The following is a 25,672-nucleotide window of genomic DNA, read 5'->3' as shown; positions in this document are numbered from 1 at the left end:
ATTTTCGGCATGACCATGGAGAACCCGTCGCCGCCGCCGGCACTGATCCGCATCCCCGTCCGGATCGTCGTGCTGCTGATCGTGCTCCCCGTCCGCATGGCCTGGGACGCCCTGACGGCCGCGACCCACTTCCTCCACCGCACCCTCCTCCGCCCCACGGGCCGGGCCCTGACCCGGCTGCTCGCCGGCCTGAACCACGGTCTCCACCGGCTCCTCACCGCCGTCGGCCACGGCATCGGCCGGCTCCTCCACCACACGGTGGCCCGCCCGTCCCGCTGGCTGCACCGCACGGTCCTGGCACCCGTGGGCCGCGGTATCGCGTGGGTGTTCACCGGGGTGGGCCGGGGCCTCGCGCGGGTGCTCACCGGAGCCGGGCGCGGACTGGCGTGGTTCTTCGTCCGGGTGGGCCGCGGGCTCGCCCGGTCGCTCACGGGCCTGGGCCGCGGGCTCGCGTGGGTGTTCACCGGACTGGGCCGCGGGCTCGCGTGGGTGTTCACCGGACTGGGCCGCGGGATCGCCGGCGGGGCCGGGTGGCTGTGGCGGGGACTGTCCGCGGCCGGGCTGTGGCTGGGGAAGGCCGTGTTCGTGTGGCCCTGGGTGGGGCTGTGGCGCCACCTGGTCGTGCCCGTCTGCCGGTACGGGATCGCGGTTCCCGCCGCCTGGTTGTACCGGGAGGTCCTCACCCGGCTCGGCACCGCGCTGCTGTTCCTCCTGGAGAAGCTCGTCCTCGTCCCCCTCGCCGCGCTCTTCCGCCACGTCCTCGTCCCGCTCTTCCGGTACGGCGTGGTCGTGCCCGCCGTGTGGCTCGACCGGTACGTGCTGAGCCCGCTGGGGCGGGGCGCCGGCCGGGCGCTCCGGCAGGTCGGGCGGGGCCTCGGGTGGTTCTTCCCGCGGGTCGGGCACGGGCTGGCGGTCACGCTGGTGTGGCTGGCGAAGGCCCTGTTCGTGTGGCCGTGGGTCGGCCTGTGGCGATACGTGGTCGTGCCGGTGGGCCGGTACGGCGTCGTGGTCCCCGCCGCGTGGCTCTGGACCCGGGTGCTGGTGCCCGTCGCGCGGGAGGTGCGGGACGCGCTCGGGATGTGCTGGCGGGTCGCCGGGTTCGTGTCGCGGGCCGTCGGGCGCGCGGTGAAGTGGGTGGCGTGGAACCTGGTCGGGCGGCCCGCCGCCTGGGCGTGGACGCGGATCGCCCGGCCGGCGGGGCGCTGGGTGCGGGACCGCGTGTGGGCCCCGGCCCGCGGGTTCGCGGTCACGGTCGGGCGGGCGGCGCGGGAGGCACTGGCCTCGGCACGCGCCGGCGTGCGGGGCGCGCTCGCCTCGGGCCGCGCGACCGTCCGCGACGCGCTCGCCTCGGCGCGCGCGACCGTGCGGGAGGCCCGCCTGGACACCTGGCGCGCCCTGGTCGGCGGAGCACGGATGACCGAGCCCGGGGAACCGGAGGTGGCCCGGGCGCGTACTCTGGGTAGTACAACGAACGTCCCCGGCGCGGCGCCCGCCCCCGAGATCTCCCTGCGAAAGCGGGGGTGAACCGGGCGGGACCCCCAGGGCGACCCGTACAGCTCGTGGACGGCGCCACCCGCGCCGCCCCGCACCGAGGAGAAGAACCACTGGGCAAGCGACAGCCCGAAGGCCCGCCGCCCGCACCGGCGGTGCAGCGCATCCGACTGCGCTACACCAAGCGCGGCCGCCTCCGGTTCACCAGCCACCGTGACTTCCAGCGCGCCTTCGAGCGTGCGCTGCGCCGCGCCGAGGTGCCCATGGCGTACTCGGCCGGCTTCACCCCGCACCCCAAGGTGTCGTACGCCAACGCCGCCCCGACGGGTACCGGCTCCGAGGCCGAGTACCTGGAGATCGCGCTGACCCAGGCGCGCGACCCCGAGACGCTGCGGGCCCTGCTCGACGAGTCCCTGCCGGCCGGCCTCGACATCACCGACGCCGTCGAGGCCCGGACCTCCGGCCTCGCCGACCGGCTCACCGCCTCCGTGTGGGAGCTCCGGCTCGAAGGCGTCACGGTCGAGGACGCGACGAAGGCCGTCGAGGCGTTTCTCGCGGCCGAGACGGTGGAAGTACAGCGCAAGACCAAGAACGGCGTCCGTACCTTCGACGCCCGCTCCGCGGTCACCGAACTGACGGCAGCCCGTCCCCAGGGCGATCCCCAGGGTGATAGGCCGCTGGACAGCGCCTGTGCGATACTGCGCCTGGTTGTTCGGCACGTGACACCTGCCGTGCGACCCGACGACGTCCTGTCCGGTCTCCGAGCTGTGGCCGACCTGGCGCCGCCGGTCCCCGCTGCGGTGACCAGGCTGGCGCAGGGGCTCTTCGACGAGGAGTCCGGCACGGTGACCGACCCGCTCGCGCCCGACCGCGAGGCAGTCACGGCCGCTTCTACCACGGCCGCCGCGACCACCTCTGCGACGGCGCCGGGCGCGGGTACCGCGTAGGGAGCGGTCGTTGTAGCGCCGCCCTGGCACTCGGGAGCCACCTGGGTCGGGCAGCGCACTGACCAGGAGACTTTCGCCAGGCCGTCCGCACAGGGCGTACGGAACCGGCGAGCCAGACACAGAGCTCCCGTGCGGCGCCCGCGCCCCGGACGGCGGCACCGCGCCACAGGCGCGACCGTGCCGCCGGACCGGAACCAGGCGCGGCGCCCGGGAGCGTGACGGGAGAACCCCGCATGCTCGAGTCCAACGAAGACACCAACGCCCCCGGTGACAAGCTGCCGCCGCGCCGCAGGCGCCGCGCCGCTTCCCGCCCCGCCGGTCCGCCGGTGACGGGCGCGACCGCCGATTCCACCGAGACCACGGCGGCCCCCGAGGCCCCGGCCGTGGAGGCCGCCCCGGTCGAGGCCGAGGCCGCCCCGCCGGCCCGTACCCGCCGCCGTGCCACCCGCAAGGCCACCGCCCCGGCCGTCGAGACCGCGGCCGTGGAGACCCCCGCGGCCGAGGCCGCCCCGGTCGCCGAGGCCGCCGCCCCGGTCGTCGCCGAGGAGGCCGCCGAGGCCGCTCCGGCGCGTCCCGCGCGTCGCCGTGCCACCCGCAAGGCCACCTCGCCCGTGACCTCCCCGGCCGCCGCCGAGGAGCCCGCGGAGCCCACCGAGGCCGCCCCGGTCGTCGCCGAGGAGCCCGTGGAGGAGGCCGCCCCGCCGGCCCGCACCCGCCGCCGTGCGACCCGCAAGGCCACCGCCCCGGCCGTCGTCGCGGACGTCGCCGAGGAGGCCGCGGAGCCCGTGGCCGCCGCCCCGGTCGCCGAGCCGGTCGTGGAGGCCGCCCCGGTCGAGGCCGAGGTCGCCCCGCCGGCCCGTACCCGCCGCCGTGCCACCCGCAAGGCCACCTCGCCCGAGGTGACCACCGAGGCGGCCACCACCGAGGCCGCCGCCACCGGCGAGTCGCTGCCGTCGTCCACCGTCGCGCAGATCGCCGCCGAAGAGGCCGAGGTCGCCGCCGCCGAGACCGCCGCCACCCGTGGCCGCGGCCGCCGCCGCGCGACCTCCCCGCAGTTCACCTCCGAGCCGGCCCCGGCCAGGGAGTCGCGCCGTGCCGCGCGCCCGTCCGTCGCCGTCTTCCAGGCGCCGGTCTTCACCGAGCCGATGTTCCAGACCCCGGAGACCGCCGCCGCGGCCGCCGCCGCCTTCGCGGCGGAGCCGGAGGAGGACGAGACGGTCGAGGAGATCGAGGTCGTCGAGGCCGAGGTCGTCGAGGCGCCGGAGCCCGAGCGCGCCGAGGCCGGCTCCCGCCGTCGCCGTCGCCGCCGCGGCGAGCCCGTCGCCGTCGAGCCCGTCCCGGCCACCGTCGCCGACGAGCCCGAGGTCGAGGCCGTCGCCGACGAGGTCGAGGAGGCCGAAGAGGCCGAGGAGACGGACGAGTACGAGGACCGCCCGTCCCGCCGCCGCCGCCGCGGTGGCCGTCGCCGCCGTCGCGGTGAGCTCACCGAGGTCGAGGAGGCCGAGGAGGGCGAGGAGCCGCACGCCGAGGACGAGGCCGAGGAGGCCGAGGACGGCGAGGAGGAGTCGGACGAGGCCGAGGGCTTCACCGGCGGTTCCAGCAGCTCCCGTCGCCGCCGTCGCCGCCGCCGTCGCAGCGGGGACGCCGCCGCCGACGCCGAGGGCACCGACGAAGAGGGCGTCCGCACGGTCGTCAAGGTCCGCGAGCCCCGCCCGGCCCGCGAGAAGGCCGAGCCCGGCACGGGCGCGGACGAGGTCCAGTCCATCAAGGGCTCGACCCGTCTGGAGGCCAAGAAGCAGCGCCGCCGCGAGGGCCGCGAGCAGGGCCGCCGCCGCGTCCCGATCATCACCGAGGCCGAGTTCCTCGCCCGCCGCGAGGCCGTCGAGCGCGTGATGGTCGTCCGCCAGAACGGCGAGCGCACCCAGATCGGCGTCCTGGAAGACAACGTGCTCGTCGAGCACTACGTCAACAAGGAGCAGGCCACCTCGTACGTCGGCAACGTCTACCTGGGCAAGGTCCAGAACGTCCTGCCGTCCATGGAGGCCGCCTTCGTCGACATCGGCAAGGGCCGCAACGCCGTCCTGTACGCCGGCGAGGTCAACTTCGAGGCACTCGGCATGGGCAACGGCCCGCGCCGCATCGAGAGCGCCCTCAAGTCCGGCCAGTCGGTCCTCGTCCAGGTCACGAAGGACCCGATCGGCCACAAGGGCGCCCGCCTGACCAGCCAGGTCTCGCTGCCCGGCCGCTACCTGGTGTACGTGCCCGAGGGCTCGATGACCGGCATCAGCCGCAAGCTCCCGGACACCGAGCGCGCGCGTCTGAAGACCATCCTCAAGAAGATCGTCCCCGAGGACGCGGGCGTCATCGTGCGCACCGCCGCCGAGGGCGCGAGCGAGGACGAGCTGCGTCGCGACGTCGAGCGCCTGCAGGCGCAGTGGGCCGACATCCAGAAGAAGGCCGACCAGATCTCGACGTCCGCGCCGAGCCTGCTCTACGGCGAGCCGGACATGACCGTCCGCGTCGTCCGCGACATCTTCAACGAGGACTTCTCCAAGGTCATCGTCAGCGGCGACGAGGCGTGGGAGACCATCCACGGGTACGTCTCGCACGTCGCGCCCGACCTGGCCGACCGCCTGTCCAAGTGGACCAGCGAGGTCGACGTCTTCGCGACCTACCGGATCGACGAGCAGCTCATGAAGGCGCTGGACCGCAAGGTCTGGCTGCCGTCCGGCGGCTCGCTGGTGATCGACAAGACCGAGGCGATGATCGTCGTCGACGTCAACACCGGCAAGTTCACCGGCCAGGGCGGCAACCTCGAAGAGACCGTGACGAGGAACAACCTCGAAGCGGCCGAGGAGATCGTCCGCCAGCTGCGCCTGCGCGACCTCGGCGGCATCGTCGTCATCGACTTCATCGACATGGTCCTGGAGTCCAACCGCGACCTGGTGCTGCGCCGCCTCCTGGAGTGCCTGGGCCGGGACCGGACCAAGCACCAGGTGGCCGAGGTCACCTCGCTCGGCCTGGTGCAGATGACCCGCAAGCGGGTCGGCCAGGGCCTCCTGGAGTCCTTCTCCGAGACCTGCGTCCACTGCAACGGCCGCGGCGTCATCGTGCACATGGAGCAGCCGGCCACCGCCGGCGGCGGTGGCGGCGGCAAGCGCTCGAAGAAGCGCGGTCGCGGCGGCGCCGAGCACGTCCACGAGCACGAGCACGAGCAGGTGGAGGCCGCGGAGGTCGACACCGAGGTCGAGACCGAGGCCGAGGTCGCGGCGGAGCTCGCCGCCCCGATCGCCCTGCCGGAGCCGATCGCCGCGGACGAGGAGCTGTACGGCTCCGCCGCCGAGGCCGAGGCCGCCGCCACCCGCGGTCGCGGTCGTCGTCGCGCGACCCGCCGGGTGTCCGCCCCGGCCGCCCCGGCGCCGGTCGTCGAGACCGAGGCCGTCGTGTACGAGCCGGAGCCCGTCGCCGCCCCGGCGCCGGTCGAGGAGCCCGCGCCCGTCGTGGAACCCGCGCCCGTCGCCGAGGCGCCGGCCGAGCCGGTGGTCGAGGAGACCGCCGCCCCGGCCCCGCGCGGTCGCCGTCGTGCGACCCGCCGGGTTACCTCCCCGGTCGTCTCCACCACGGAGACGGTCGCCGAGGTCGCCGCCGAGCCGGTCGTCGAGACCGCCCCGGAGCCGGAGCCCGTCGTGGAGCCGGTCGCCGAGCCCGTCGTCGAGGAGGCCCCCGCGGCCGCCGCGCCGCGTGCCCGCCGCCGGGTGGTCCGCAAGGCCACCGCTCCCGCCGGTTCGCCCGCGGGCGCCGAGGAGGCCGCCGTCGTCGTGGTGACCACGGCTCCGGCCGAGGCCCCCGAGGCGCCGGCCGACGCCGACGCCGAGGCCGCCCCGGCCAAGAAGACGGCGGCCCGCAAGACCGCCAAGAAGGCCACGGCCAAGAAGGCCGCCACCAAGAAGACGGCGGCGACCAAGAAGACCGCGGCCAAGAAGACCACCGCCAAGAAGGCCCCGGCCAAGAAGGCGGCGGAGAAGACCGCGGCTCCGGCCCAGGACTGATCCACCGGGTGCGGGCCGTCCCTCCACGGGGGCGGCCCGCACCCGCTCGGGCGAATTTGACCCCTTGTGGCAGCCGCCCGTAACCTAGACCGTCGGCGTGTCTGATCGGCACGTCGCGCCTCTGAGCACCTCCCTCCCGCTCGTCGGGAGAGGCCGCTCGTCCGATTCCGGAACGCCGCGGGCCCCCGGGCCCGTGCGAGCGGCTGGCTTCAGAGGTTTCCATCCCGAGTGAGAGAGAGATCCGCGTGTACGCCATCGTGCGCAGCGGTGGTCGCCAGCACAAGGTTGCTGTCGGCGACATCGTTGAGGTTGACAAGATTTCCACTGCCAAGGTTGGCGACACGGTCGAGCTCTCGACCCTGCTCGTTGTCGACGGCGACGCCGTGACCAGCGACCCGTGGGTCCTGGCCGGCATCAAGGTCACGGCCGAGGTCGTGGACCACCACAAGGGCGCCAAGATCGACATCCTGCGCTACAAGAACAAGACCGGCTACCGCCGTCGCCAGGGTCACCGCCAGCAGTACACGGCGATCAAGGTCACCGGTATCCCCGCGGCTGCGAAGTAAGAGGGACTGAGACATGGCACACAAGAAGGGCGCATCGTCCACCCGGAACGGGCGCGACTCCAATGCCCAGCGGCTCGGCGTGAAGCGCTTCGGCGGTCAGGCCGTCAACGCTGGTGAGATCCTGGTCCGCCAGCGCGGCACCCACTTCCACCCGGGCTCGGGTGTCGGTCGCGGTGGCGACGACACGCTGTTCGCCCTGCAGGCCGGCGCGGTGCAGTTCGGCACCCACCGTGGCCGCAAGGTCGTGAACATCGTTCCGGTCGCCTGATCGGAACTCTTTGCGGAGGCGGACCTCACTTCCCGTACGGGAAGCGGGTCCGCCTTTCGCGTGTTACTAGATAGACATTCAGCACGTAACTCTCTGGAGGCACACCCATGACCACCTTCGTGGACCGCGTCGAGCTGCACGTCGCCGCGGGTAACGGAGGCCACGGCTGCGCCTCCGTTCACCGGGAGAAGTTCAAGCCGCTCGGCGGACCCGACGGCGGCAACGGCGGCCGTGGCGGCGACGTGATCCTGGTCGTCGACCAGGCGATCACCACGCTGCTCGAGTACCACCACTCGCCGCACCGCAAGGCCACCAACGGCCAGCCCGGCGCCGGCGACAACCGCTCCGGCAGGGACGGCCAGGACCTCGTCCTGCCCGTGCCCGACGGCACCGTCGTCCTCGACAAGCAGGGCAACGTCCTCGCCGACCTCGTCGGCCAGGGCACCACCTTCGTCGCCGGCCAGGGCGGCCGCGGCGGCCTCGGCAACGCGGCCCTCTCCTCGGCCCGCCGCAAGGCCCCCGGCTTCGCGCTCCTCGGCGAGCCCGGCGAGTCCGGCGACATCGTCCTGGAGCTCAAGACGGTCGCCGACGTGGCGCTCGTCGGCTACCCGAGCGCGGGCAAGTCCTCGCTCATCTCCGTGCTCTCGGCCGCCAAGCCGAAGATCGCCGACTACCCCTTCACGACGCTCGTCCCGAACCTGGGCGTCGTCACCGCCGGCTCGACCGTCTACACGATCGCCGACGTCCCCGGCCTGATCCCCGGCGCGAGCCAGGGCCGCGGCCTGGGCCTGGAGTTCCTGCGCCACGTCGAGCGCTGCTCCGTCCTCGTCCACGTCCTCGACACCGCGACGCTGGAGTCCGACCGCGACCCCGTCTCCGACCTCGACATCATCGAGGAGGAGCTGAAGCAGTACGGCGGCCTGGAGGACCGGCCCCGGATCGTCGTCCTCAACAAGATCGACATCCCGGACGGCCAGGACCTCGCGGACATGATCCGCCCGGAGCTCGAAGAGCGCGGCTACCAGGTGTTCGAGGTCTCCGCCGTCGCCCGTACGGGCCTCAAGGAGCTCTCCTTCGCCCTCGCCGGCATCGTCGCCGAGGCGCGCGCGGCCAAGCCGGTGGAGGAGGCGACCCGTATCGTCATCCGCCCGAAGGCCGTCGACGACGCCGGCTTCACCGTCACCTACGACGAGGCCGAGGACGTCTACCGGGTGCGCGGTGAGAAGCCCGAGCGCTGGGTCCGCCAGACCGACTTCAACAACGACGAGGCCGTCGGCTACCTCGCCGACCGCCTCAACCGCCTCGGCGTCGAGGACCGCCTCCTCAAGGCCGGCGCCCGCGCCGGCGACGGCGTCGCCATCGGCTCCGACGACAACGCCGTCGTCTTCGACTGGGAACCCTCCATGATGGCCGGCGCCGAGATGCTCGGCCGCCGCGGCGAGGACCACCGTCTCGAAGCCCCGCGCCCCGCCGCCCAGCGCCGCCGCGACCGCGACGCCGCCCGCGACGACTCCCAGCGCGAGTACGACGAGTTCAACCCGTTCTAGCGGGCCCTGTCCGGGCGCTGCGCCGCTCCGCCGGTCGGAGTCCGGCGCGGCCCTTCCGGCGGGTCCGCCCCGGTCCGCCCCGTGGTTTCGGGGGCGGGCCGGGCGGGGGAGGGGCTCCCGTAGGATTCTGGGGTGAGTGAGAGTGCTGCCCCGCAGGTCGCGGACCGTGTGAGTGTCGTCGTCATCGCGTACAACGACGCGGCGTGCGTCGGTGACGCGATCCGGTCCGCCCTGGCGCAGGGGGACGCGGTCGGCGAGGTCGTCGTCGTGGACGACGCGTCCGGGGACGACACGCCCGGGGTGCTCGCCGGTTTCGCGGACGATCCGAGGGTCCGGCCGCTGATCCGTACGGAGAACAGCGGCGGCTGCGGGACGCCCCGCAACGACGGTGTGGCCGCCGCGGTCCACCCGTACGTCCTGTTCCTCGACAGCGACGACCTGCTGGTGCCCGGCGCCGTCGACGGGCTGCTCGCCGTCGCGACCGCGGAGCGCGCGGACGTCGTCGCCGGCGTGTGCGTGCGGCGGGAGCTGCCCGAGGGCCGCGAGACGGTGTGGGCGCCGTCGCTGTACGACGTCTCGCGCGGGGCGACGCTCCCGGGGGCCGTGCTGGAGGGCATCGAGGAGCACCCCGAGTTCGTCCTCGACACGCTGTCCGTCAACAAGCTGTACCGCCGCGACTTCCTCGACGCGCACGCGATCCGCTTCCCCGACGGCGCCTTCCACTACGAGGACTTCGTCTTCAGCGCCCGTGTCCAGGCCGCCGCCCCGCGCCTGGCGGTCACCGACACGCCGGTGTACGTGTGGCACGTGCGGCGCCAGGCCGCGACCCTGTCGATCTCGCTGCGCCGCGCCTCGCTGGCGAACTGGGAGCACCGGATCGCCGCGCACGCCGCCGTCGTCGACGTGTTCCGTGCCGCGGACCGCCCCGCGCTGGCCCTCGCCGCGCAGACGAAGTTCCTCGACTACGACCTCCCCATGTACCTGCGCGAACTGCCGCAGCGGACGGGTTCCTACCGGACCGACTGGTGGAAGGCGACCCGCGCCCACCTGGCCGGCTTCGACGCCGCCGCCGTCGCGGCGGCGCAGGCGCCGTCCCGCTGGCTGCACGCCGCGCTCACGGCCCTCGTCGACACGCCCGAAGGCGGCGAGCTGTCCCGGTTCGTCGAGCTGGCCGCGCCCACGCCCAGGCTGGTCCCTCCGTACCCCCGTGCCGAGGACGGCACCCCGGTGCTGGCCGCCGCCCCCGCCGACGTACCGCTGGACGGTCTCGAAGAGCTGGCGCCGGCCGAGTTGCCGGTCGCCGTGGACGGGGTGGTGGCCGTCGGCGCCACGACCCGGCTGACCCTGACCGTGCACGACCTGTACGGGCGGGTCGGCGCGCTGCGCCCCACCGCCCTGAAGGTGGAGTTCACCGAGCGGGTGTCGGCGGAGGAACTGCCGGTCGAGGCGCCGCTGGTCCCCGCCGCCGGGGGTTGGACCGCCACCGTGCGGGTGCCGACGGCGCGGCTGCTCCGGCCGGGCCGGCTCGCCGCGTGGTCGCTCCACGCCGAGCTGCGGTACGCGGACGGCTCGACCGGGCGTGTCGAGGTGCGGGCCCCGCGGGGCTTCGCGGGACGGCGGGGCGTCGTCGCCGGGCGGCTCGGGCGGCCCCTGCTCGTGCAGGTGGTGGCCTCGGCGCGGCGCGGGCTCGTCCTCCGGCTCGCCGGGGGCGCGGTCGGCGCCCGCCAGGTGCTGTCGGGACGGTTCAAGAGGCTCCTTGCGATGCGGTGAACATCACCGAAGGTGCGGCGGAGCAATTATGGAACAATTCATCCCGCCGGTAGTCTTGCCGGTCGCTGGGTGGCGCTGATCGGACAAGCTGGAGCGGCACCCGACACCACCGAAGCCGACACGCGCCGTGACCCGGGGCGCGGGCAGCGCCGTGGCGAGTCGGCCAGGTGCCGGATTGGCCGCACGCACTTGTGAGAGGACTTGGATGCCGACTAACGACGTCCCTGATGTGAGCGTCGTCATCATCGTCTACAACGATGAGGAACGGCTCCCGCGAGCGGTCCGGTCGGTGCTCGACCAGACCCTGAACAACCTCGAAGTGATCATCGCCGACGACTGCTCGACCGATGGCACCGAGCACGTCGCGCGTTCCCTGGAGGCCTCCGACCCGCGCGTGCGCTACGTGCGCCTGGAGCAGAACAGCGGCGGCTGCAGCGCGCCCCGCAACCGCGGCATCGAGGTCGCGCGCGCCCCGCACGTCATGTTCCTCGACAGCGACGACGAGCTGCCCCGGCACGCCTGCAAGAGCCTGCTCCTCGTCGCCGAGGAGACCGGCGTCGACTTCGTGACCGGCGAGGTGACCCGCCTCTTCGAGGAGACGAACACCACCGGCCTCTGGTACCCGCACCTCTTCACCGAGCGCCGGGTCGTGAACGGCATCGCCGAGCGGCCCGAGTACTTCTTCGACCACCTGTCGACGAACAAGCTCTACCGGACCGCCTTCATCCGGGACAACGCCCTCACCTTCCCCGAGGGCATCCACTACGAGGACCAGCTGTTCTCCGCGCAGGCCTTCTCGCTCGCGGAGTCCTTCGCCGTCGTCCCGTGGTCCGTCTACACCTGGCGCCTCGCGCCGGAGAGCGTCTCCATCTCCTCCAGCCGCCACAAGATCCAGAACGTGGTGGACCGCATCGGCGTCGCCCGGCTGATCGACGCCTGGTTCGAGGAGACCGGCCGCGCGGGCCTGCGCGCCGAGAAGGACTACAAGTTCCTCCGCCACGACTTCCGCCTGTACCTGGGCGACCTGGTCTTCCGCGACCTCGAGTGGATCGCCGAGTTCGCCGACGTGGTCAACCCGTACCTCGACGAGATCGCGGACGAGACCTACGCCCGGCTCTCCCGCGAGGAGCGCGTCTGCATCCACCTGCTGCGCACCGGCCGCCTGGAGGAGCTCCAGGTCGCCGCCCGCCAGCTGGGCCGTCCGCAGCTCGCCCCCCGCTTCGTGACCGAGGTGGGCGAGGTCGCCTACTGGGGTGCCGTCGCCCCCGCCGACGACGCGAGCCGCACCGAGCTGGACATCAGCGAGTGGCACATGGGCCGCCAGGTCCTCACCAGCGGCCGCCTCCGCCACGAGCTGACCTCCGTGAAGATGCGCGGCCCGGTCCTGTGCCTGGAGATCCGCACGTACGACCCGGCGGGTCTGATCACCGACGGCACCGTGGCCTCGATCAAGCTGGCCGCCCACAAGAAGCCGCTGTCCGTGCCGCTGGTCCTCCGCCCCGACGGCGACGGCCAGTACGTGTCCGCGGCCGAGCTCGACCTGCGCAAGGTGCCGGTCGGCAAGGTCGGCGTGGCGACCCGCAGGCACCCGGTCGTCGCCCTGGAGCGCGACGGCGCCCGCCGCACGGACGTCCTGCTGGCCGAGCACGACCAGCCCGACTACCGCGCCACGGTGACGTACCACAAGTTCGGCATCCACTACCTCCGCGTCAGGGCGGAGCAGAAGGGTGCCGGCCGCCTCGAGGTGACCTGGCAGCGGTCGGGCGTCCTCAAGTCGCTCGAACCGCTCGGCCCGTACGCCCGCAAGGCGAAGGCCAAGGTCGGCAAGGTCAAGAAGATCCTCGTCGGCAACGAGGGCAAGGCCACGGCGTACGACGTCGTCTCCAAGCTGCCGCGCAAGCGCAGCCTCGCCGTCTTCGAGGCGATGGAGGGCCGCGGTTACGCGGACAACCCCCGCTACATCTACGAGGAGCTCAAGCGCCGGAACCTCCCGATCGACGTGGTCTGGGCGTACTCCGGAAACCGCACCTCGTTCCCGAAGGGCGTCCCGCTCGTCCGGCGCGGCAGCTTCGCGTACGGTCGCGCGCTCGCCCGGGCCACGTACTGGGTGGACTCCCACAACCTGCCGTACCTGTACCCGAAGCCCAAGGGCACCCGGTACCTGCAGACGTGGCACGGGCAGACGTTCAAGGCGATGGGCTTCGACGTGCCGTCGCTGCGCCAGGCGTCGGCCGCCGAGCAGGAGCAGTTCCGGGCGGGCGTGGCCCGCTGGGACGCGCTGGTCTGCCCGAGCGCCGAGTTCGAGCGGACCTTCGTGCCGGCCTTCGAGGTCTCGGCCGACCTGATCCGCTCCGGCTACCCGCGCAACGACGTGCTGGTGCGCTGGGCCGAGCCGGAGCAGCAGGCCAGGGTGGCCGCCGCCCGCGAGGCCCTGCACATCCCGGCCGACCGCAAGGTGCTGCTCTACGCCCCGACGTTCCGCGACGCGGCGCGCCGCACCGGCCAGTCGGTCCGGGTGGACTTCGAGGAGCTGGCCCCGCACCTGTCCGACGAGTGGGTCGTCGTGGTGCGCACCCACCCGTACGACAACTTCAAGATCGCCCCGGAGCTGGGCCACTTCCTCCGTGACGGGTCCACGTTCGCCGACATCAACGACCTGATGCTGCTGTCGGACGCGGTCCTCACGGACTACTCGTCGCTGATGTTCGACTACGCCAACACCGGCCGTCCGATCCTGCTCTACACGGACGACTACGAGGCCTACCGGGGCGGCGACCGCGGCACGTACTACGACCTCGAAGAGATCGCGCCCGGTCCGATGCTGACGACCACCGAGGACCTCGCGGCCGCCGTGCGGGACCTGGACGGCGTCCAGGAGCGGCACGCGCAGCGGTACGCGCGCTTCCAGGAAATGTTCTGCTCGTACGAGACCGGCCACGCCAGCAAGATGGTGGTCGACGCTTTTTTCGAAGGCGGCACCCATGACTGAGGCCTCCCCTGCCCGTAAGAACGTGTTCTTCGTCGGCATCGACGTCGACTCGATGGGCGGATCCCAGCGGGTGCTGCACACCCTCGCCCAGGGCATGGGGGAGCGCGGTCACCGGGTGGAGCTGATCGGCATCCGTCCGAGCCCCGAGCCCTTCCCGTACAACGCCGAGCGCACCTACCGGCACTCGACGCTCTACCCGGCGCCCGTCGAGCCCAAGTCGCCCGTGCGGACGGTCGGCGACCGGCTCAGCCTGGCGCGCCGCGCCGAGACCCGGCGCGCCCGGGCCGAGCGCGACCACGCGCGCGCGGAGCTGGAGCGGAAGCTCGCCGAGGTGCGGGACGGCTACATCGTCTTCGGCTCGCCGTGGGCGGTGGACTGGACCATGCCGCTGAAGTGGCGGCACCTGAAGGGCATCGGGCAGTACCACGAGTCCTTCGCGCAGGCGAAGCGCAGCGCCAACCTGTCGCTGATCCGGCGTCACTACCCGGAGCTCGAGCAGACGCTGGTGCTCTCCGAGGGCGACGCGGTCGAGTTCGTCAACCAGCGCGTGCCGAACGTGCGGGTCATGCCGAACCCGCTGCCGTTCTACCCGGACGAGAAGGCCCCGCTCGACACCCGCAAGATCGGTGCGGTCGGCCGTCTCGACCCGATCAAGCGGTACGACCGGATGATCGAGGCCTTCGCGCAGGCCCACAAGGGCCGCGAGGGCTGGGAGCTGCACCTCTTCGGCGAGGGTCCGCTGGAGAGCGAGCTGCGGATGACCGCCGCCGACCTCGGCGTCGCCGACCAGGTCGTCTTCCGCGGCACGGCCAAGGACATGGCGTCCGCCTACCGCGAGCTGTCCATCGTCGCGATCAGCAGTGAGCGCGAGGGCCGGCCGATGGCGCTGGCCGAGGCCGCCGCCTGCGGCGTGCCGTGTGTGAGCTTCGACGTCTCCGGCGGTGTCCGGGAACTCGTCGCGGACGGCGTCACGGGCACCCTGGTCCCGCCGGCGGACGTGCCGGCCCTGGCCGCCGCGCTCGGCGAGCTCATGGACGACGGCGCGCTGCGGCAGCGGTACGGCAGCGCCGGGCGCGAGCACGTCGCGCACCTGGCCCTGCCGCACGTGCTCGACCAGTGGGAGTCGACGTTCGAGCAGATCGACCGCTAGAGCCGACCGGAAGCCCCGCCCGCACGCCCGCCGGAAGCCTTTCCGGCCGGGCGTCCGGGCGGGGCTCCCGTGTGTCCGGGGCCTCTTCCGGAGCCCCGGAGGGGCCCGGAGGCTGTGGCTACACTGTCCGAATGACCTGGCTCATCACCGGCGGCGCCGGTTACATCGGTTCCCACGTCGTCAAAGCAATGACCGAGGGCGGCGAGCACGTCGTCGTGGTCGACGACCTCAGCACCGGCAACCCCGCGCGCGTCCCCGAGGGCATCGTCCTGGAGCAGGGCACGGTCCTCGACCGCGAGTTCCTCGACCGCGTGCTGCGCGAGCACCGGATCAAGGGCATCGTCCACCTGGCCGGCAAGAAGCAGGTCGGCGAGTCCGTCGAGAAGCCGCTCTACTACTACCGCGAGAACGTGACGGGCCTCCAGGTCATCCTCGAGGCGGCGGCCGCCGCGGGTGTGAAGAGCTTCCTCTTCTCCTCCTCCGCCTCCGTCTACGGCATGCCCGACGTGGACCTCGTCACCGAGGACACCGAGTGCTTGCCCCTCAGCCCGTACGGCGAGACCAAGCTCGTCGGCGAGTGGATGGCGCGTGCCACCGGCCGGGCGAACGGCCTGTCCACCGCCTGCCTGCGGTACTTCAACGTGGCGGGCGCCGCGGCCCCCGAGCTCGCCGACACCGGTGTCTTCAACCTGGTGCCGATGGTCTTCGAGCGCCTCGACGCCGGCGAGTCCCCGCGCATCTTCGGTGACGACTACCCGACGCCGGACGGCACCTGCATCCGCGACTACATCCACGTCGCCGACATCGCGGACGCGCACCTGGCCGCCGCCCGCGCGCTCGTCGCGGCGGGCGAGGCCGGCGAGACCGCCACGCTGACCCTGAACATCGGGCGCGGCGAGGGCGTGTCGGTGCGCGAGATGGTGAACCTCATCAACGAGATCACCGGCCACAGCGTCGAGCCGCTGGTCACCCCGCGCCGCCCGGGCGACCCGGCGCGCGTGGTCGCCTCGGCGGAGCGCATCGAGTCGGAGCTGGGCTGGAAGGCGCAGTACGACGTCCGCTCCATGATCACCTCCGCCTGGGAGGGCTGGGGCGCGAACCGCGCGGCCCGCGCCGCCGGCTGACGCCGCCGGTCCACACGCGAAGGCGGGGTGCCCCCGAAAGGGCACCCCGCCTTCGCGTGCCCGCTGGGGGCTAGGGCGTCCTGGGCGTGTCCGGCGGCCGGTGGATGCGGTCCACGCCGTAGTACGTGGCGGTGCAGCGCGCCGCCCAGTCCCGCTGGTACGAGGAGGCGAACAGGGGTTCGCTGAGGCCGCCGATGAGGAGCGGGCGGTAGGCGACGTCCCGGGCGCCCGCCGCCGCCTCGGCGCGGATCCGGGCGTTCTGCTGGTCCCAGGCGACGCTCCGCACCACCGTGGCCGTGGTCAGCCCGTACACCGGCTGCACCAGGGCGGCCGCGGCGCCGAGGGAGACGGCGCCCGCCGCGACCAGCGCGGCCGCCCGTCCGGCGGGGCGCGGGACGGGGGCCAGGAGGCGCCGGCCGAGCAGGTACCCGCCCCACGTGCCGTACGCGCAGAGGGCGAGCAGCAGCGGGAACAGGAAGCTCGTCCAGGTGCGGCCGTAGGCCCAGCCGGTGTCGCCGTAGCCGCTGCGCAGCCCGTGGACGACGGCCAGGCTCGCGAGGGCGATCAGCGGGACCGGCAGGAGCGCCACGACGCGCAGGAGCCGGCGCGGGGGGAGGCCGGCGGGGCGGTCGCGGCCGCCGGTCCGGTCCCGCTCGGGCCGGACGGCGACCAGGGCCAGGCCGAGGAGCACGCCGACGGCGACGGCTCCCGCGTACGCCCCCTGGCCGCCGATCGTCTGCCAGACGCGCCACCAGTCGTGGAACGTCTCGCCGATCTGCGCCGTCGACAGCGGCTCCTGGGGGTGCTGCGCGCGCCGCCACCGGGCGCCGGGCGAGGTGTACAGGAGGGTGAGGCCGGTGGCGAGCCCGAGGCAGGCCGCCGCGCACCAGGTGGAGACGTACCGGTCCCTGGCCCAGCCGAGCCGGGGCAGGCAGAGGACGCCGGTGGTGGCGGCGAGCAGCCCGGCCACCAGGGTGAACGGTTCGCTGAGCATGCCGAGCGCCACCCCGGTCACCAGCGCGGATCCCACCGCCGCGCCCCGGGCCCACCGCGGCCCGCCGTGCGCGGCCCGGGCGGCGGCGAGCACGGCCCACAGGCCGATCACGCTCGGCAGGGTGTGGGAGATGGTCGCCGGCGCCCACAGCAGCACCTGGTACGAGCGGGTGCCGGCGAAGAACAGCAGTGCCGGGAGGAGCGCCGCGGCGGCCACGAGCGGCGCGGCGGGCGGCCGGGGGAGGCCCAGGGCGCGCAGGGCGGCGCGGCCGAGGAAGAACAGGCCGCCGCCGAGCGCGACCACGAGGACGGCGGGCAGCAGCTTCGGTCCCCGCATGTCGTCGGAGTAGAGGAGGCCGGTCAGGAAGGCGTTGGTGACGCGCCCGTTCTGGGTGCTGTAGAAGTCGGCGGTGATCCCCAGGACGCCCATGTCCCGGGTCTTCCAGAGGGCGCACCAGTCGTCCGAGGTGGGGCGCACGTAGAGGCCGAGGAAGGCCCCCACCGCGAGCAGGGCCGCCGCGCCGGCGGCGACCACGAGGGCGACCCCGGACGACGCCCGGCGGAGGCCGTCCCCGTCGGCGTCCGCTCCGTCCTCCCGCACCCGCGCGTCACCGTGCTCCGAGATGGTGGTCCTGCTCAACGGTCATCGCTCCAGCCGTCCACGGTCCGTGGCGCGTCGCCCTAATGGGTGATGAATGGGTAAAAATGCCACGTATATCAATATCTTCCCCGCATGCTTTGCTGCATGGACGACATGCCGACCGGGGGCGGTCACTCGGGCGACGCCAGGTCGTCACCGCCGCTCCGTACCGTGGCCGAGCTGCTCGTAGGAGAGCTCGGTGGCGGTCCGTCAGGACGTACTCTCGCCCATTCCTCTGGAGTGACCGTTCCATGACCAGGCTTTCCGTCGTCGTCCCCTGCTACAACGAGGAGGACGTCGTCGAGCGGTTCGACGCCCGTATGCGACAGGTGCTCGACACCCTCCCGGTGGGTTACGAGATCTGCTACGTGGACGACGGCAGCTCCGACGGAACGCTGGGCAAGCTGCGAGAGATCGCCGCACGGCACCCGCACCGCACCCAGTACGCCTCCTTCAGCCGCAACTTCGGCAAGGAGGCCGCCATGCTCGCGGGCCTGCGCAAATCCGCCGGCGACGCCGTGGTGATCATGGACGCCGACCTCCAGCACCCGCCCGAGCTGCTCGCCCGGATGCTCGACCTCTACCACCAGGGCCACGACCAGGTCATGGCCCGGCGCACCCGCGAGGGCGACAAGAAACTCCGCTCGGCACTCAGCCGCGTGTACTACCGGGCCGTCAACCGCTGGGTGGACGTGGAACTCACCGACGGCGTCGGGGACTTCCGGCTGCTCTCCCGCCCCGCCGTCGACGCCCTGCTCTCGCTGCCCGAGTACAACCGCTTCTCCAAGGGACTCTTCTCCTGGATCGGCTTCGACACCGTCACCTTCGACTACCAGAACGCCGCACGCGAGGGCGGCGAGACGAAGTGGAAGTTCAGCTCCCTGGTCAACTACGGCATGGACGGGCTGATCTCCTTCAACAACCGGCCCCTGCGCATCGCCCTCTGGCTCGGGATGACGCTCAGCGGCCTCGCCGTCCTCTACGCCGTCTGGGTGACCGCGGCCGCCCTCACCCAGGGCGTCACCGCCCCCGGGTACGTCACCCTGGTGGCGATCATCGTGGGGCTCGGCGGCGTGCAGATGGTGATGCTGGGACTGATCGGCGAATACATCGGCCGCATCTACTACGAGACCAAGCGGCGCCCGCACTTCCTCGTCAAGGAGACCCACCGCTCCTTCGGCCGCGCGGCCGCCGAGCGCGCCGCCGCCGAACGCATCCGCGTCGTGACCGCCGACCGGGAGCGCTGATGACCCCGGTCCGGGGGAGCGGTTCGCGTCCGGAGGCCGGTGCGGGCCCGGAGGCCGGTGCGCGTCCGGAGGCCTCCCCACGGCGGGAGCGGCTCGCGCAGATACTCCGCTTCGCCCTCGTCGGCGGGGTCAACACCGGCACGTTCTTCGGGTGCTACCTGCTCCTCCACCCGTGGATGCCGTACTTCGCCGCGTACTCCCTCGCCTTCCTCCTCAGCATGATCGGCTCCTTCTTCCTCAACACCTACTTCACCTACCGCACCCGGCCGACCTGGAAGAAGTTCGCCCTCTTCCCCCTCACCAACGTCACCAACTACCTGGTGCAGAGCGTCGGTCTCTACGCGCTCGTCACCTGGGCCGGGATGGACGACCGGATCGCGCCACTCGTCGCCGCCGTCGTCGCGATCCCCTTCACCTACCTCGTCTCCCGGCGGATCCTGGTCCCCCGGAACGCCCGGCAGAACCCTGCCGCGCCCGGTCCAGAGAGCGAAACGGACGAGCGGCGGCCCTCCCGGCTCGCGTAGATTGCCTGGCAGCCGCGGCGGGGAGCACGCGGCCGTGGACAGCCGGGTGAGGCCGTGGGGCCGAGTGAGGACGACGCAGGTGACGACGCAGGTGACGGGACAGACGGACGTGACGAGGCAGTACGTGACGGAGGCCCGCAGGATCGTCGTCAAGGTCGGCTCCTCCTCCCTCACCACCGCCTCCGGGGGCCTCGACGCCGACCGCGTCGACGCCCTCGTCGACGTCCTGGCCAAGGTCCGCAGCGGCGGCGAGAAGGAAATCGTCCTCGTCTCCTCCGGCGCCATCGCCGCCGGCCTCGCCCCCCTCGGCCTCACCCGCCGCCCCAAGGACCTCGCCCGCCAGCAGGCCGCGGCCAGCGTCGGCCAGGGCCTCCTCGTCGCCCGCTACACCGCCTCCTTCGCCCGCTACGGCGTCCGCGTCGGCCAGGTCCTCCTCACCACCGACGACACCAGCCGCCGCGCGCACTACCGCAACGCGTACCGGACCCTCGACCAGCTCCTCGCGATGGGCGCGCTCCCCGTCGTCAACGAGAACGACACCGTCGCCACCGACGAGATCCGCTTCGGCGACAACGACCGGCTCGCCGCCCTCGTCGCCCACCTCGTCCGCGCCGACCTGCTCGTCCTCCTCTCCGACGTCGACGGGCTGTACGACGGAGACCCGTCCAAGCCCGGCACGTCGAGGATCGCGCAGGTCACCGGCCCCGAGTCGATCGCCCATGTCGAGATCGGCTCGGCCGGCAAGGCGGGCGTCGGCACCGGCGGCATGGTCACCAAGGTCGAGGCCGCCCGCATCGCCGCCGCCGCCGGCACCCCCGTCGTCCTCACCTCCGCGAGCCGCGCCGCCGACGCCCTCGCCGGCCGCGACACCGGCACGTACTTCCACTCCACCGGCCGACGCTCCGCCGACCGGCTCCTCTGGCTGGCCCACGCCTCCACCCCGCAGGGCTCCGTGACCCTCGACGACGGAGCCGTACGCGCCGTGGTCGAGGGCAAGAAGTCCCTGCTCGCGGCCGGTGTCGCGGCCGTCGAAGGCGAATTCGTGGCCGGCGACCCCGTCGAGCTGCGCGACGCCGCCGGCCGCGCCGTCGCCCGCGGCCTCGTCAACTTCGACGCCAAGGAACTCCCCCGCATGCTCGGCCGGTCCACCCGCGAGCTGGCCGCGGAGCTCGGACCCGAGTACGAACGCGAGGTCGTGCACCGCGACGACCTGGTCGTCATCGGCTGACCGCGCCACACCCGGTTGACCGCCCCCGCCGAAACGGCTGAAAGTCTGGCCATCCGGAAGGGACCTTTACCAAAACCGCCCCATGTGCCGCCTCGGGCTGGTCAACTTTGTCTCGGGGGTAAGACCAAGGCGGGGTACAGCACCACACGCATCACACAGGAGGCCGCCGGTGAGACGAGCGCGCCCAGGGGCACCGCCCCGCGGGACTGCCGAACGTGCCCTGACCAGTGTCGAGGCCGGAGCCGACTTCGACGAGGCACGGGACAGGTCGACCGACAGGAAGACCGAGACCACCACCGAGACACGTGAGTCGCGCGAGACGCGTGAGGCACGAGCCAAGGAACAGCCCGAGTCCAAGCTCTGGCACATCACCCTCAGCGTCTCCGGTGTGGAGTCGCCCCTGAAGGAGGTCCGGCGCGGGCTCGAACAGCTCGCCCACGACCACCCCTTCCTGCTGACCAGCCGCTACGCCAACGACCACGCCGAGATCCGGTACTGGGAGGAGGCCCGCGACCTGCACGACGCCGCGGCCGTCGCCCTGCGCCTCTGGGGCGAGCACCGGCAGACCGCCAAGCTGCCCCCCTGGGAGATCGTCGGCCTGGAGGTCATCGACCGCGAGACCTACCACCAGCGGATCGCGGAGGGCTACGGCCCGCCGCCGGCCGCCCCGGTCGGCGTCCACCCCTACTGAGCACCAGGGGCCCGGCACCGGGTGCCCGAGGCAGGGCGCCGGGCACCGGAGGCAGGGCGCCGGGCGCCGGGGACACGGCCCGGGAACCGGGCCCGTCCCCCTGCCGGGGTACGTCTCGGAGTGCGGGATACGTGAGGGATGTCCGCAGGAGGGCAAGTACCCTGCGGGCATGACCTCGCTCACGCCCCTCGACAACCTCTCCCCGGTCGCCCGGGCCGCCTACCGGGCCCGTGGCGCCGCCGCCGAAATCGCGCCACTCCCGCGTGCGGCCAAGGACGACGCCCTGCTGGCGATCGCGGACGCCCTCGAAGTCCGCGCCGCCGAGATCGTCGAGGCCAACGCCGAGGACATCGCCAAGGCCCGCGAAGCCGGGACCAGCGAGGCCATCATCGACCGGCTCACCCTCACGCCGGAGCGCGTCCGGGCCATCGCCGCCGACGTCCGCGACGTCGCCGCGCTGCCCGACCCCGTCGGCGAGGTCGTCCGCGGTTCGACCCTCCCCAACGGCATCGACCTGCGCCAGGTCCGCGTCCCGCTCGGCGTCGTCGGCATCATCTACGAGGCCCGGCCCAACGTCACCGTCGACGCCGCCGCCCTCTGCCTCAAGTCCGGCAACGCCGTCCTGCTCCGCGGCTCCTCCTCCGCGTACGCCTCCAACACCGCCCTGGTGACCGTCCTGCGCGACGCCGTCGGCGGCGCCGGACTGCCCGCCGACGCCATCCAGCTCGTCCCCGGCGAGTCCCGCGAGTCGGTCCGCGAGCTGATGCGCGCCCGCGGCCTCGTCGACGTGCTCATCCCGCGCGGCGGCGCCTCCCTCATCAGGACCGTCGTCGAGGAGTCCACCGTCCCGGTCATCGAGACCGGCACCGGCAACTGCCACGTCTACGTCGACGCCCAGACGGACCTCGACATGGCCGTCGACATCCTGATCAACTCCAAGGCCTCCCGGGTCAGCGTCTGCAACGCCGCCGAGACCCTCCTCGTCCACCGGGACGTCGCCGAGGCCTTCCTGCCCAAGGCCCTCGCCGCCCTCGCCGAGGCCGGCGTCACCGTCCACGCCGACGAGCGCGTCCTCGCCCTCTCCCAGGGCTCCAAGGCCACCGTCGTACCGGCCACCGCCGAGGACTGGGAGACCGAGTACCTCTCGTACGACATCGCCGCCGCGGTCGTCGACTCCCTCGACAAGGCCGTGGAGCACATCCGTATGTGGTCGTCCGGTCACACCGAGGCGATCGTCACCACCTCGCAGGCCGCGGCCCGCCGCTTCACCCAGCTGGTCGACTCGACCACGGTCGCCGTGAACGCCTCCACCCGGTTCACGGACGGCGGACAGTTCGGCTTCGGCGCCGAGATCGGCATCTCCACCCAGAAGCTGCACGCCAGGGGCCCCATGGGCCTTCCCGAGCTGACCTCGACCAAGTACATCGTCACCGGCGACGGCCACGTGCGGTAACACCTCCTTTCGGTACGGGCAGGGAGGGTTCGCACTCTCCCTGCCCAAAACCACCTCGCGGGTCTACTCTGAATCCGTGCCGGACGACGTGGGGGGCAGGCCGTTCCAGGACGGCGGGGACCCCGAGGACCGTGTCGACCGCGGAGGCGCCGACGAGGTCTACGCCCCCGTGGTGTTCGACGAGGAGTTCGTACGGGCCGCCACCGTCCACGAGCCGACGGCGGTGGAACGGCTCCTCGCCGCGGCCCAGGCCCGTGCGGAGGCCGAGGCCGCCCGCGCCCGCGCCGGGATCGGGGCGGTCGACGACGACCCGTACGAGGACGGCCGCGACCCCCTGGGCCTCACCTACGAGCCCGACGACGTCGGCGACGACGCCAGCCCCTACGGGCGCCACGGCGGCGCCCTGCGCCCCTACCGGGGCAGCGCGCGCTGGCACCGCCCGGTGGCCTGGATCCTCGCCCTCGTCATGGGCATCGGCATGGTCGCCCTCGCCTTCAGCGCCGTCTACCGCGGCGCCGCCGCCAATCGCGACGACCAGGTCCCGCCGCCCGCCACCACCGGCGTCGACACGCCGAAGCCGCTCCCCGCTCCGCCCGCGGCCGTCGCGCCCGCGCTCCGGTCCGCCGTACCCGAATAGCGGCCGCCGCCCGGTCCCCCGCCGCCCGGTCTCCCCGCCGCCCGTACACCCCGACGGCGGAATTCTTCCGAACTTGTCGTGTACCTGGGCGTTTACCGAAGCCCCCGCAGACCTACCCTGAAGGTATGGCAGGGCGTGGCGACCCGCCTGAGGGGACACCCGAGGGGTTCCCCGGCGGTGGTGAGGACGAGTACCGATCCGTCGTCTTCGACGAGGCGTTCGTCCGTGCTGCCCGCCTCCAGGAGTTCTCGGCCCAGGAACGGATGGGCGAGCACGCCCGGGCCGTCCGCAGCCGCCCCTCCGCCTGGGAGGGCCGCACCGGCTCCCGCCAGGCGGTCCTGCTCGTCCTGCTGATCCTCCTCGCCTTCGGCACCGCCATCTACCTGGGCGTCCGCAACCCGTACCAGCCTCCCGTCGACCAGCGGGCCGAACCGCTGCGGACCACGGTGGTCCCGCTCGCCCCCCGGGACACCGTCCCCGGCGGCGAGCCCGCGCGACTCTTCGCGCACAGCCCGGCCGCCGAGTACCGCACCGGGGCCGCCGGCATCAACCTGCCCGTCGCCGGGCGCACCTCCCACTTCGCCGAGAGCCAGGTCGTCGCCGCCCTCGGCATCGCCAAGGAGTACCTGGTGGCCTCCTCCCTGGAGCCCGACGTCCTGTCCGGGGAGACCGTCCGGCCCGCCCGGCTGCTGCTCGATCCGGACCAGCTGGAGCAGTTCGACCGGAGCGTCGAGTCACCGGCCGACGACGGCCGCCACGCCCTCGCCGGCTGGCTCGTCCGCTTCGACCCCGAGCGGGTCGTCCTCGCCGATCCCGCCACCCGCGTGCAGGGCACCCTGCGCTTCGAGGAGACCGGCCCCGACACCCTGGACGTCACCGCGGACCACACGTACACCTACGCGCTGCGCCCGGCCGCCCACGGCGCGGGACCGGTCGCCGCGGCGTCCCTCTTCACGGTCCACCGCCAGGTGCACTTCCGCTTCGACCGCGACGACCTGCGCATGCACCGGGCCGAGCTGCTGACCAGCACCGTGGAGGCCGGTCCGCAGGCGTGCGGCGCCGACACCACCGGCTCGCTGAAGCCGCTCCTCGCCGGAGCCCGGGGCTCCGACACGGGCGGCGGCCCGGCGGTCACCGACCCGTACGCCACGGGTCGGCCCGCCGCACCCTCGCTGTGCGGAGCCCTCGCGCCGGGCGCTCAGCCCTCGCTCTGACCGTCCGGGGCGCCGCCCGCCCCGTCCTTCCCGGCGTCCGGCTTCTGGGGCCCCTGACCCGAACCGAAGCGGCTGCGCAGCCGGCCGCCCAGGTCGCCCGCCAGGTCACCGGCACCGCCGGCTATGTCCCCGACCAGCTTCAGCAGCGGATCCTTGCTGGTCCGCACCGTGTCGGCGTAGTGCCCGGCCGACTCCCGGAAGGAGTCCGTGACCGAGGTGTCCTTGTCCTCCGAGCGCTTCGGGTAGTGCCCGTCCATGATCCGCTGGTAGTCGCGGTTCTCCGACCACTTCTTCAGCTCCGCCGCCCGGACGGTGGTGAAGGGGTGCGAGCGCGGCAGCACGTTGAGGATCTTCAGGACCGAGTCCCGCAGGTCCCCGGACTTCTCGTACTCGTCGGCCTGGGCGAGGAACGCGTCCACGTTCATCTCGTGCAGGTGGTTGCCGCCGGCGATCTTCATCAGGCCGCGCATCGACGCCTGGACGTCCTGCCCGACCAGCAGGCCGGCCCGGTCCGCGGAGAGCTCCGACTTGCGGAACCACTCGCGCAGCGCCGTCACGATGGCCATGATCGCCACGTTCCCCAGCGGGATCCAGGCGACCTTGAGGGCGAGGCCCGTGAGGAAGAGCAGGATCGTGCGGTAGACCGCGTGGCCGGAGAGGGCGTGGCCCACCTCGTGGCCGACGACCGCCCGCATCTCCTCCTCGTCGAGGAGCTCCACCAGGCCGGTGGTGACGACGATGATCGGCTCGTCCAGGCCGATGCACATCGCGTTGGGCTTCGGGTCCTGCGCCACGTACATCGGCGGGACCTTCTCCAGGTCCAGGATGTAACAGGCGTCCCGCAGCATGTCGTTGAGATGGCTGAACTGCGCGTCGCTCACCCGGACGGAGTCCGAGAGGAAGAGGAGACGCAGGCTGCGCTCGGGCAGCAGGCCGCTGAGCGCCTTGAAGACCGTGTCGAAGCCGCTGAGCTTCCGCAGGGCCACCAGGGCCGATCGGTCCGCCGGATGTTCGTAGGCCCGCGAGGAGATGCCCGGGAACCGCTTCCGCTGCCTGCTCGGCACGTTCCCCTGGTCGTTCTCGGTCATGGATGCCCCCTGTTCGTACGAGTCGGTGCTCGTCCCCCTGACTGAACCCAGCGTAG

General features: G+C 73.2%; 19 protein-coding genes. 17 read left to right on the top strand and 2 right to left on the bottom strand.

What is annotated here, in order from left to right; all coding sequences use genetic code 11:
• The first annotated feature begins 9 nt into the window (after window positions 1–9).
• From ACIQFX_RS11475 to galE, 10 genes are all read left to right on the top strand, one after another.
• Window positions 10–1,524, top strand: coding sequence for a hypothetical protein (locus ACIQFX_RS11475; protein ID WP_402461140.1), 1,515 nt, complete (start codon window positions 10–12; stop codon window positions 1,522–1,524).
• Window positions 1,525–1,646: 122 nt separating this feature from the next.
• The gene (locus ACIQFX_RS11470; protein WP_376486084.1) at window positions 1,647–2,438 is read left to right on the top strand and encodes a TIGR03936 family radical SAM-associated protein; all 792 of its coding nucleotides are present in this window, start codon (window positions 1,647–1,649) and stop codon (window positions 2,436–2,438) included.
• Between the two features lie 233 nt (window positions 2,439–2,671).
• A complete protein-coding gene (locus tag ACIQFX_RS11465) occupies window positions 2,672–6,487 on the top strand; it encodes an Rne/Rng family ribonuclease (protein ID WP_402461138.1) in 3,816 nt (1,271 codons plus the stop codon).
• A gap of 245 nt (window positions 6,488–6,732) precedes the next feature.
• Window positions 6,733–7,053, top strand: coding sequence for a 50S ribosomal protein L21 (rplU, locus tag ACIQFX_RS11460; protein ID WP_015033583.1), 321 nt, complete (start codon window positions 6,733–6,735; stop codon window positions 7,051–7,053).
• Window positions 7,054–7,066: 13 nt separating this feature from the next.
• Window positions 7,067–7,321, top strand: a complete 255-nt coding sequence (gene rpmA / locus ACIQFX_RS11455; protein WP_015033582.1) for a 50S ribosomal protein L27 — start codon at window positions 7,067–7,069, stop codon at window positions 7,319–7,321.
• A gap of 107 nt (window positions 7,322–7,428) precedes the next feature.
• Window positions 7,429–8,868, top strand: coding sequence for a GTPase ObgE (obgE, locus tag ACIQFX_RS11450; RefSeq protein WP_402461136.1), 1,440 nt, complete (start codon window positions 7,429–7,431; stop codon window positions 8,866–8,868).
• A gap of 132 nt (window positions 8,869–9,000) precedes the next feature.
• Window positions 9,001–10,638: a glycosyltransferase family 2 protein gene (locus ACIQFX_RS11445; RefSeq protein ID WP_402461134.1), complete on the top strand. Its 1,638-nt coding sequence runs from the start codon at window positions 9,001–9,003 to the stop codon at window positions 10,636–10,638.
• Window positions 10,639–10,843: 205 nt separating this feature from the next.
• Window positions 10,844–13,627, top strand: coding sequence for a CDP-glycerol glycerophosphotransferase family protein (locus ACIQFX_RS11440; RefSeq protein WP_402461132.1), 2,784 nt, complete (start codon window positions 10,844–10,846; stop codon window positions 13,625–13,627).
• Window positions 13,620–14,777 carry a glycosyltransferase gene (locus tag ACIQFX_RS11435; RefSeq protein ID WP_402461130.1) on the top strand — a complete coding sequence of 386 codons (1,158 nt, stop codon included), beginning with the start codon at window positions 13,620–13,622 and terminating at the stop codon, window positions 14,775–14,777. Before ACIQFX_RS11440 ends, ACIQFX_RS11435 begins: the two co-directional genes overlap by 8 nt.
• Window positions 14,778–14,908: 131 nt before the next feature.
• Complete coding sequence (galE, locus tag ACIQFX_RS11430; protein WP_402461128.1) at window positions 14,909–15,901, top strand: UDP-glucose 4-epimerase GalE; 993 nt, start codon at window positions 14,909–14,911, stop codon at window positions 15,899–15,901.
• Between the two features lie 70 nt (window positions 15,902–15,971).
• Here galE and ACIQFX_RS11425 read toward each other — a convergent pair whose 3' ends face one another.
• Window positions 15,972–17,534 (bottom strand): hypothetical protein, encoded by a 1,563-nt coding sequence (locus ACIQFX_RS11425; RefSeq protein WP_402461126.1) that lies wholly within the window; start codon window positions 17,532–17,534, stop codon window positions 15,972–15,974.
• A gap of 251 nt (window positions 17,535–17,785) precedes the next feature.
• Between ACIQFX_RS11425 and ACIQFX_RS11420 the strand changes: the two genes are divergently transcribed.
• The 7 genes from ACIQFX_RS11420 to ACIQFX_RS11390 all read left to right on the top strand — a co-directional run bounded on the left by ACIQFX_RS11420 (window position 17,786) and on the right by ACIQFX_RS11390 (window position 24,528).
• Window positions 17,786–18,781, top strand: coding sequence for a glycosyltransferase family 2 protein (locus ACIQFX_RS11420; protein WP_402461124.1), 996 nt, complete (start codon window positions 17,786–17,788; stop codon window positions 18,779–18,781).
• Window positions 18,781–19,305, top strand: coding sequence for a GtrA family protein (locus ACIQFX_RS11415; protein ID WP_402461123.1), 525 nt, complete (start codon window positions 18,781–18,783; stop codon window positions 19,303–19,305). The genes ACIQFX_RS11420 and ACIQFX_RS11415 overlap by 1 nt, the downstream gene beginning before the upstream one ends.
• Before the next feature lie 124 nt (window positions 19,306–19,429).
• On the top strand, window positions 19,430–20,533 hold the full coding sequence (proB, locus tag ACIQFX_RS11410) for a glutamate 5-kinase (protein WP_402461578.1): 1,104 nt from the start codon (window positions 19,430–19,432) through the stop codon (window positions 20,531–20,533).
• A 169-nt stretch (window positions 20,534–20,702) separates the two neighbouring features.
• Window positions 20,703–21,224 (top strand): hypothetical protein, encoded by a 522-nt coding sequence (locus ACIQFX_RS11405; RefSeq protein WP_402461121.1) that lies wholly within the window; start codon window positions 20,703–20,705, stop codon window positions 21,222–21,224.
• 169 nt (window positions 21,225–21,393) lie between these two features.
• Window positions 21,394–22,677: a glutamate-5-semialdehyde dehydrogenase gene (locus tag ACIQFX_RS11400; protein WP_402461119.1), complete on the top strand. Its 1,284-nt coding sequence runs from the start codon at window positions 21,394–21,396 to the stop codon at window positions 22,675–22,677.
• Between the two features lie 76 nt (window positions 22,678–22,753).
• A complete protein-coding gene (locus ACIQFX_RS11395; RefSeq protein ID WP_402461118.1) occupies window positions 22,754–23,314 on the top strand; it encodes a hypothetical protein in 561 nt (186 codons plus the stop codon).
• Window positions 23,315–23,439: 125 nt separating this feature from the next.
• Window positions 23,440–24,528, top strand: coding sequence for a hypothetical protein (locus tag ACIQFX_RS11390; RefSeq protein WP_402461116.1), 1,089 nt, complete (start codon window positions 23,440–23,442; stop codon window positions 24,526–24,528).
• Here ACIQFX_RS11390 and ACIQFX_RS11385 read toward each other — a convergent pair.
• Window positions 24,513–25,616: a M48 family metallopeptidase gene (locus ACIQFX_RS11385; protein WP_402461114.1), complete on the bottom strand. Its 1,104-nt coding sequence runs from the start codon at window positions 25,614–25,616 to the stop codon at window positions 24,513–24,515. The genes ACIQFX_RS11390 and ACIQFX_RS11385 overlap by 16 nt on opposite strands.
• Between the last annotated feature and the right edge of the window lie 56 nt (window positions 25,617–25,672).

The organism is Streptomyces sp. NPDC093089 (genome assembly GCF_044754405.1).
Lineage (GTDB): Bacteria > Actinomycetota > Actinomycetes > Streptomycetales > Streptomycetaceae > Streptomyces.
This window is presented reverse-complemented; position numbering and strand designations above follow the sequence as displayed.

What these genes read in the sequence shown, in the direction of transcription:
- ACIQFX_RS11475 (WP_402461140.1), top strand. Translation starts at nt 10, where the DNA reads ATGACCATGGAGAACCCGTCGCCGCCGCCGGCACTGATCCGCATCCCC.
- ACIQFX_RS11465 (WP_402461138.1), top strand. Translation starts at nt 2,672, where the DNA reads ATGCTCGAGTCCAACGAAGACACCAACGCCCCCGGTGACAAGCTGCCG.
- rpmA (WP_015033582.1), top strand. Translation starts at nt 7,067, where the DNA reads ATGGCACACAAGAAGGGCGCATCGTCCACCCGGAACGGGCGCGACTCC.
- obgE (WP_402461136.1), top strand. Translation starts at nt 7,429, where the DNA reads ATGACCACCTTCGTGGACCGCGTCGAGCTGCACGTCGCCGCGGGTAAC.
- ACIQFX_RS11440 (WP_402461132.1), top strand. Translation starts at nt 10,844, where the DNA reads ATGCCGACTAACGACGTCCCTGATGTGAGCGTCGTCATCATCGTCTAC.
- ACIQFX_RS11435 (WP_402461130.1), top strand. Translation starts at nt 13,620, where the DNA reads ATGACTGAGGCCTCCCCTGCCCGTAAGAACGTGTTCTTCGTCGGCATC.
- galE (WP_402461128.1), top strand. Translation starts at nt 14,909, where the DNA reads ATGACCTGGCTCATCACCGGCGGCGCCGGTTACATCGGTTCCCACGTC.
- ACIQFX_RS11420 (WP_402461124.1), top strand. Translation starts at nt 17,786, where the DNA reads ATGACCAGGCTTTCCGTCGTCGTCCCCTGCTACAACGAGGAGGACGTC.
- ACIQFX_RS11415 (WP_402461123.1), top strand. Translation starts at nt 18,781, where the DNA reads ATGACCCCGGTCCGGGGGAGCGGTTCGCGTCCGGAGGCCGGTGCGGGC.
- ACIQFX_RS11400 (WP_402461119.1), top strand. Translation starts at nt 21,394, where the DNA reads ATGACCTCGCTCACGCCCCTCGACAACCTCTCCCCGGTCGCCCGGGCC.
- ACIQFX_RS11390 (WP_402461116.1), top strand. Translation starts at nt 23,440, where the DNA reads ATGGCAGGGCGTGGCGACCCGCCTGAGGGGACACCCGAGGGGTTCCCC.
- ACIQFX_RS11385 (WP_402461114.1), bottom strand. Translation starts at nt 25,616, where the DNA reads ATGACCGAGAACGACCAGGGGAACGTGCCGAGCAGGCAGCGGAAGCGG.